4 protein-coding genes are annotated in these 7,049 nt (G+C 66.3%); 1 reads left to right on the forward strand and 3 read right to left on the reverse strand.

The annotated features are described in order from the left end of the window. Positions 1–26 precede the first annotated feature (26 nt). From JMF86_RS30780 to JMF86_RS30790, 3 genes are all read right to left on the reverse strand, one after another. The gene (locus JMF86_RS30780; protein WP_054928621.1) at positions 27–2,369 is read right to left on the reverse strand and encodes a sensor histidine kinase; all 2,343 of its coding nucleotides are present in this window, start codon (positions 2,367–2,369) and stop codon (positions 27–29) included. Then, positions 2,362–3,195 carry a response regulator gene (locus tag JMF86_RS30785; RefSeq protein WP_054928622.1) on the reverse strand — a complete coding sequence of 278 codons (834 nt, stop codon included), beginning with the start codon at positions 3,193–3,195 and terminating at the stop codon, positions 2,362–2,364. The genes JMF86_RS30780 and JMF86_RS30785 overlap by 8 nt, the downstream gene beginning before the upstream one ends. 950 nt (positions 3,196–4,145) lie before the next feature. Next, complete coding sequence (locus JMF86_RS30790) at positions 4,146–4,514, reverse strand: hypothetical protein (RefSeq protein ID WP_227745891.1); 369 nt, start codon at positions 4,512–4,514, stop codon at positions 4,146–4,148. 149 nt (positions 4,515–4,663) lie between these two features. Between JMF86_RS30790 and JMF86_RS30795 the strand changes: the two genes are divergently transcribed. Then, positions 4,664–7,049: ESPR-type extended signal peptide-containing protein (locus JMF86_RS30795; RefSeq protein WP_269189822.1), on the forward strand; the 2,386-nt coding region annotated here is incomplete at its 3' end.

The raw sequence follows: 7,049 nt of genomic DNA on the forward strand, positions 1-7,049 counted from the left end.
TGCCGGCCGCGCGTGGGGCCGCGCCGTCAGGCCGGCCCGGTCGCGTCCGCCTCGGTGTCGAAGGGCGTATCCGCGACCCGCGTGCGTTTCAGCGAGCCGGCCAGTTTTTCGATCGCGTGCAGGTCCAGCGCATCGAGGTGCTCGCGCATTTCCTGCACGAACGGCGCATGGCCCGGCTTGTCCACGTACTGGCCGAGCCATTCCTCGATATCGGTCAGCCGGCCTTCGCCGGCGAGCGCGATCAGCTCGGCGAGCGCGTCGGCGGGCGGGCTGCGCATCGCCGGCGCCGCGTGTGCCGGCTCCGCTTCGTCGGCGGGATGAAACTGCCGGACGAGCCCCGACGCCGGTGCGAGCGCATGGCCGAGGGCCGGCGCGACGACCGCGAACGAGAACGTCGTGCCGACGCCCGGCTGGCTCGCGACGGCCAGCTCGCCGCCCATCGCGGTGACGATGCGCTGCGCGATGAACAGGCCGAGCCCGGTGCCGCCGTTCACAGCCTGCACCTGCTGGTACGCGCGGAAGATATCGGTGGTCGTGGTGATGTCGATGCCGATGCCCGTATCGGCGACCTCGAACAGCAGGCGCCATGCATCGCCTTCGCGCGACGCGTGGATCGACAGTGTGACCGTACCGTTGCGCGTGAATTTCGATGCGTTGGACAGCAGGTTCAGCAATACCTGTTGCAGCCGGATGCCGTCGATCAGCACCGTGCGCGGCAGCGCCGTGACCGGCCGGTAGACGAACCGGTTGTCCTGCTGCGCGCACAGCGCGACCGCGTAGTGGCCGATGTCGTCCAGCAGCCCGGGCAGGTCGGTGCGGTCGGGCGCGACGCCGAGCGGCTGGAGTTCGGCCTTCGTGAACGCGAGCAATTCGTCGATCAGCGCGAGCTGGTAGCGGATGCTGCGGTCGATCGACCGGATCAGCCGCGCTTGGCCGCGCGTCGCGCCTTCCAGCAGCAGCTTCGCATAGCCGTTGATCGTCGACAGCGGCGCGCGCAGGTCGTGGCTGACATAGCCGAGCGTCTCGATCTTCTGCTGCATGTGCGTCTTCGACTGCTGCAACGCGTCGTTGAGCGCCACCGTGCGCCGCGCGACCTCGTCGCGCAGCCGGTCCTGTTCGGTGAGCTGCCAGTGTTCGAGCCGCTTGCGTGCCTCGGTGCGCTGCCGGCCCACGTGGTGAATCCACGCGGCCAGCACCAGCAGGTGCGTCGCGAGCCCGATGATCGCGATGACCGGGTTCGGAAAGACGTCGGACCGGATCCATGACAGCAAGGGCGGCAGCGCATCGCGGCCGTCGAGCATGCGGATCAGCATGTTGAACGTCGCGAACGCGACCGCGATCAGCATCACGCGGCCCGTCGGCGTGCGCCGGATCACGAGCATCAGCGCGAGGCTGATGTTGACGATCGCGAGCACGGTGTTCAGCCACAGGCAGAACCACGCGAAGGTCGCCAGATCGCCGAACGCCGCGCCGGCGATCCCCACGCATTCGAGCACGAGAAACACCACGTACACCGCGCGCATCGGCATCCTGGCCTTCTCGCGGTGCGCGACCATCAGGATGAAGACGATGAAGCACGCGACCGACAGGTACGCGAAGATCGTTTCGCCGCGCGTCGACCACTCGCGCGCGGCGGGCGACAGGGCCATCGCGAGATAGCCGCGATACGCGGCTTCGAACAGCGCGGTGTTCAGGGTCAGCGCGGCCAGCACGTGGAATACGCCGCTGCGCGAGAAAAAGCCGATCAGCAGCGCGCACCAGACGAGGGCGAGCAGCCCGCCGAAGAACCCGAAGTTCCACATCGACGCGTGCAATTCCTGCGCGATCCACCCGTCGCGGGTGAACGCGACCGGCGCGAGCCGCATTTCCTTGCGCGACGTGATGCGGATCAGCACGGGCAGCTGTTCGCCCGCGCGCAGCGAGACGTCGAGGGTCGGGTAGCGCGACGGCGCATCGAGCGCGTCGCCGCGATCGGTCGGGAAGCTGCGATCGAGCATCCACTGGCCGTTCCGGCCGACATAGAAATCGGCCTGGTCGACGCGCGCATCGCGAATCGCGAGCACCAGCGGGCGCGTCTCGCTGTCGCGGTTGATCAGCGTCGCGCGGACCCACCACGCCGAGCGCGAGAACGTCACGTTGAACGCGGTGCGGGCCGGGATGGCTGCGTGACGCGACGGATCGGCGAACCGCGCGGCGACCTCGTCGGCCGATAGCGTCGTGCCGGCGTCCTCCAAAACCGATACCGCTTCGAGTTGCGCGGGATTCGGCGCCGTTGCGGCACGGGCCGCCGCGCACGTGACCGCCAGCGCCGCCAGCAGCAGGAGCAACACGCGACATCCCGCCGTCCATGCCGCGTCGTGCCTACGCATCGCCGTGGTGCCCCCCCGGCGCGGCCGGCGCGTCGACCGCGTGGCGCTGGCGCCGCCAGTTGGACGGCGTGATGCCGAAGCGTTCGCGGAATGCCGTCGCGAAATTGCCGGGCGTGGAAAAGCCGATTTCCTCGGCGATGTCGCCGATGCCCATCGACGTTTCCGACAGGAAGTGCATCGCGGCGCGCAGCCGCGTATCGCGCAGGTATTCGAATACGGTCTGGCCGAGATGATCGCGGAACACGCGCGACAGCCGCTTTTCGTGCGTGCCGACCTGCTTCGCGAGATCCTCGAGCGCCGGCGGATGGCGCAGGTCGCGCAGCAGTACCTCGCTCGCCGCGCGCACGAGGGCGGCGTCGGGATTGTCGGGCAAATCGGGCAGGTGTGCGAACGGCTGGCTGCGCCGCGTGCGCTTCAGGTGATTGCGGATTCGCGCGATGACTTCCGCCGGTTCGAACGGCTTGACGATGTAGTCGATCGCACCCGTTTCGAGCCCCGCGATGCGATCCTCGAGATCGCCGGCGGCCGTCAGGATGATCACCGGAATGGATTGCGTCGACGGTGTGGACGCCAGCAGCCGGCTCGCGGCGAAACCGTCCATGCGCGGCATGCGGACGTCCATCAGGATCAGGTCGGGCGCGATGGCCTGCGCGCGGTGATAGGCCTGCAGCCCGTCGAACGCGACGCTGATCCGGCACCGCGCGGTGCGCAGGATTTCGGTCAGGAGCCGCAGGTCGTTCGGGCGGTCGTCGACGATCAGGATATGGGCGCCAGCGAGATCCGGCGTGGTGCGTGGCGACGCCGAACTGGGCAAGCGGGATGACATGGTTGCGAACGCGTTGGAAGGGAGTGGGCCTGTCAGGTCGGCGGCATCGCAATCTGGACGATTGTTGCGAAAAATTATATGTCGACAACAGCGTCGATTGTGAGGATTCCGTGCGGCGCGTGTGGGCTTGTCGCAGGGGCATGGCGGATGCGCGGCGGGAGTGTCGATGCTTCGGAAAATTGTGCCGAATCGATTAATAAAATTCCGGTCTTTATTTCCGGTTGAGGGGTTTTTGAAATTTGAATGGCCCGGATGATGAATTCATGCGCGAGGTGTCGAGCGTTAGATGGTGCGGCGTAAATGGAATCTGCTAATTCATTGTCATGAAGATTAAGTCTTTCATCGATGCCGCTTGGCTATTTCCATTTCTATAAAATCCGGATTCCTGCAAATGTGTATGAATGTAACTGTCGTCCGCTCCGGAAAAGGGTTTTTCCGCTGCGGAAAAGGTTTGCTTGGGAGAATACCTGCAAACTAGCCCCGGCACGGCTGGAATCGGTTCTTTTGCCGGCTCCGGTTGCCGCCAAAATTGCTGTTGCCGTCGCTTTCATGGCAGTCGATATTCAATGTCACATTGAGCGATGTAATTCCCGGATCATGGGATGGAAGTAACAAAAGGATAACGGGCACGAGGGTAATGCAATCGTCATGATTCGCGGCGAGGTTCGATATACAAGATGAATCGCGAAATGACGGGATGGGGCTGAGGGCAGGGCATCGAGCGAGAAGAAATCGTCAAGTCAATTCGATCGATTAATTCGATGCCGGGGCCGTGCGGCGAGAGGCCGGTTTTTTCCGGATTTCCGGAAAAAACCGGTCGCGCGCCGAACGGAAAGGGGTGAGCGACTTTGCGTGGGCTGCCGGGGTGGTTTGATCGATCCGGGCGCCGCGCGCGGTGCTCTATCGAATCAGGCGGATACGAAAAATATGAATACGACAAGCGTGGCAGGTCAGGGCGTCGGGTCGATCGATCCGGCGCCGGCTGTCAGCGTCAGCGATCCGGCGGCGCATGCTTCAGATCCGGGGACCACATGGCGCCTTTCGCCGCCTGAATGAAACATGACGGGCCGCCCGCGATGCGGGCCGGCATCCGTTCGTCCAGCGTCCGAGCGACGCTTTTCCGATGAGATTCGACGTCGTCCTTCGGCGGGAATGATGGCGTGCGCGCGTGCGGCATGGCGACGCGTCGTGCGCCATGCCGCCGCCGGGCCGGCGATGTCGACTTCCGTGAATCGATAGCCGGCTTTTTCGCCGTCGCGCATCGTGCCGAACGGGCATGCGCGGCGGTCGGTCGTGCACTCGCGATGTGGGTCGAGCATGCCGGGCAACGCTGTTCGTAGTGTTTATTAGTAATGCGAAGTGAGAGACGGGCGGCGCGAGGCAGGCGAAAACGGAGCGGGTCCGCGCTTCGCCTGACGCCGCGTTCGCTGTTGCGTCATCCAGCACTTGAGAACCGAGGGAACACAAGATGAACAAGTCGTTCAAGTCGATCTGGAACGAAGCACTGGGGGCCTGGGTTGCGGCTTCGGAGCTTGACCGCGCACGCGGCAAGCGTGTTGCGTCGTCGACGCGCGCGCCGGAATGCGCAGCGCACGGAGAAGCCGCGACGCACGCGGACATACCATCGGCGCCTTCGGTGTTGAGGCTGGCCGTGCTGACGGCGACCGCTTGTCTCGGGTTGTTCCATGCGAGTGCGCATGCGCAATACGCGCAGGATGGCGGTACCGCGTCGGGCGGCACGACGGCGATCTCGATCGGCCTCGGTTCGACTGCCGCGCAGCAGAATTCCACCGCGGTCGGCAACCTGTCGACGGCGCAGGGTTTGTCGGCCACGGCGCTCGGCCCGGGCGCACATGCGATGGGCGATGGTTCGACGTCCGTCGGCATCAACTCGCAGGCGACCGGCGTCAACAGTTCGGCGCTCGGTGTGCAGGCGATCGGTTCCGGCGACTATTCGGTCGCGATCGGCAACCTGTCGAGCGCGACCCAAAGCGGCGCGGTCGCGATGGGCAGCGGCGCGGCGGCGACCGGTGTTTCCGCCGTCGGGCTGGGCAACAACGCGCTGGCGTCCGGCCAGTACGCGGCGGCGATGGGGCTCGGTGCCAGCGCGGCGGGCGCGCAGAGCGTCTCGCTCGGCTATGCGTCGCATGCCACGAACACGGGTTCCGTCGCGCTCGGCAACCAGTCGACCAGTTCGGGCGCGGCCGGCGTGGCCGTCGGCAGCGGTGCGCTGACGACCGGGAATTCCGGCGTGGCGATGGGGGTGAACAGCGGGGCGAAGGGCACCGCGTCGATCGCGATCGGCTGGGGCGGCACCGCGGGCGTGCCCGGGTCGGGCACGCAGTCGCTCGGCACGAGTTCGATCGCGATGGGCTCGAACACGAATGCCGGCGCCGATCAGGCGCTGGCCTTCGGCCTGAACGCCAATGCGTCGGGCGTCAGTTCGATCGCGATGGGCGTGCAGTCGACCGCGACCCAGCAGTTCGCGACCGCGCTCGGCAATCTATCGCTGGCGACCGGCGTGTCCTCCAGCGCGCTGGGGCCCGGTGCGACGGCATCGGCCACGAATGCGACGGCGGTCGGTATCAACAGCGTAGCGGCGGCGACGTCGACCGTGGCGATCGGCGATTCCAACTCGGTTGCCGCGGCGGCAGGCGCGGGTTCGGTCGCGGGCGGTTACGGCTCGAAGGTGCTGGGCGGTATCGGCGCCGTCGCGCTGGGCTATGGCCAGACGGTGAGCGGCAACGGCGCGGTAGCGATCGGCGATCCGAGCACCGCGATCGGCACCGGCGCGGTCACGATGGGGTCGAACAACACCGCGAACGGCGACGGCGCGGTAGCGATCGGCAACACCAACAACGCGCAGGGCACGGGTTCCCTGGCGCTCGGCAATACGTCGACGGCAGCGGCGGCGGGCGCCGTCGCGTTCGGCGCGGCGGCCGTGGCCAACAACGCAAACGATGTCGCGCTCGGCTCGGGATCGACGACGGCCGCGCCGAATCCGACGGCCAGCGCGGTCATCGGCGGCGTCACGTACAACTTCAACGGTATCAACCCGGCGAGCGTCGTCAGTGTCGGTAAGGCGGGCAGCGAGCGCCAGATCACCAACGTCGCGGCCGGGCGGATCAGTTCGTCGAGTACGGACGCGATCAACGGGTCGCAACTCGCCGCGACGAATACGGCGCTCGATTCATTGTCGACGTCGACGGCGTCGAGCATCACGTCGCTGTCGACCGGGGTTTCGTCGCTGTCGACCGGGCTGAGTTCGACCAATAGCGCGGTGACGTCGTTGTCGACTTCGACGTCGACCGGGATCAGTTCGCTGTCGACGGGGCTGAGCTCGACCAATAGCGCGGTGACATCGCTATCCACGTCGACGTCGACCGGCATCAGCTCGTTGTCGACCGGCCTGAGTTCGACCGACAGTGCGGTGACGTCGCTGTCGACGTCCACATCGACGGGGCTGTCGTCGGCCAATAGTTCGATCGCGTCGTTGTCCACTTCGACCTCGACGGGCATCGGCTCGTTGTCGACCGGGTTGAGTTCGACCGACAGCACGGTGACGTCGCTGTCGACGTCCACATCGACGGGGCTGTCGTCGGCCAATAGTTCGATCACGTCGTTGTCCACCTCGACGTCGACGGGTATCGGTTCGCTGTCCACCGGCCTGAGCTCGACCAACAGTGCGGTGACCTCGCTGTCCACGTCGACGTCGACGGTCGTCGGCTCGTTGTCCACGGGCTTGAGTTCGACCAACAGCTCGGTGACGTCGTTGTCCACGTCGACCTCGACGGGCATCAGCTCGCTGTCGACCGGCCTGAGTTCGACCAACAGCTCGGTCACGTCGCTGTCCA

It is taken from the genome of Burkholderia sp. E168m15 (assembly GCF_016586105.1).
GTDB lineage: Bacteria > Pseudomonadota > Gammaproteobacteria > Burkholderiales > Burkholderiaceae > Burkholderia > Burkholderia orbicola.

Bases quoted from the DNA above. Each gene is read 5' to 3' on its own strand.
- JMF86_RS30790 (WP_227745891.1), bottom strand. From the start codon at position 4,514: ATGCTCGACCCACATCGCGAGTGCACGACCGACCGCCGCGCATGCCCG.
- JMF86_RS30780 (WP_054928621.1), bottom strand. From the start codon at position 2,369: ATGCGTAGGCACGACGCGGCATGGACGGCGGGATGTCGCGTGTTGCTC.
- JMF86_RS30785 (WP_054928622.1), bottom strand. From the start codon at position 3,195: ATGTCATCCCGCTTGCCCAGTTCGGCGTCGCCACGCACCACGCCGGAT.